The sequence below is a fragment of the Haloimpatiens massiliensis genome (genome assembly GCF_900184255.1).
In the GTDB taxonomy this organism is placed as follows: domain Bacteria; phylum Bacillota; class Clostridia; order Clostridiales; family Clostridiaceae; genus Haloimpatiens; species Haloimpatiens massiliensis.
On sequence record NZ_LT854616.1, the window covers coordinates 1 to 899 of the forward strand.

At 27.9% G+C, this 899-nt stretch carries 1 protein-coding gene; it reads right to left on the reverse strand.

What is annotated here, in order from left to right; all coding sequences use genetic code 11:
• Window positions 1–899 (reverse strand): PD-(D/E)XK nuclease domain-containing protein (locus C1715_RS00005; RefSeq protein ID WP_180963939.1); only part of this gene is annotated, 899 nt, incomplete at both ends.

Genomic DNA, 899 nt, shown 5'->3' on the forward strand with positions numbered 1-899 from the left:
TCACTTTCCTTTATATATTTTAATTCTATAATCCACTGAAATTTTGTTATATCTTTAAATTGAATTTTTCTCTTAAGCATTATATCTACATAGCCTTTGTTGTTTTCCGCTTCACTTTGTATGAAATAAGTGCCATCTATGCCTAAAAGGGTTAAAAACATCATTTTAATGTGCTTTTCATCCATTTGCATTAAATCTCTATTGGATAAATCCTCTAGTATTTTACTTATAATTTCCACCAAAGGTTCTATGTTTCCATAAGCTCTCATTTCAGTTATTGCATCTCTAACATCTTTTATTTGTATATTATATTCTAAGTTCATCCTTTGGAAATACTGTTCCCAATAAATTGTTTTTATCACGTAATTAGGTACTTTAAGTATAGTACCACTAAGTCCTTGACCCTTTATTGTAAGCATACCTAAATAAAACAATAGGGATTTGAAATTTTCACTTACACTATACATAGTATGAATATTAAATCTATCCACTAGCATAGTAGAGGTTTCTCCTTTATTCATTATTTCCTCTAAAGCTCCCCTATCATTAAAATTATAAGCCAGCTGATTAACTCTTCCATAATCCGTTTTTACATTATTGTCTATCATCTCTTTTGGATAACGATTATACATCAAATAATTATCTAAAAAATACATGGACATATCTGGATTAAAAACTGATTTACTATTTTCATTAAATTTATATCCATCATAATAAGTAGTCATATCAGTACATATTTTTTCTCTAAGCTCTGTATCCTTTATATTTACTTCGTCCATAATCCATGATAATTCTTCCCTTGTAAATCCCATCATGGCATTAAGATTTTCATCTAATGTATAATTTCTAGTTATATTAAATCCACTAGTTAAATCATCCAGCATTATAGGACTTACACC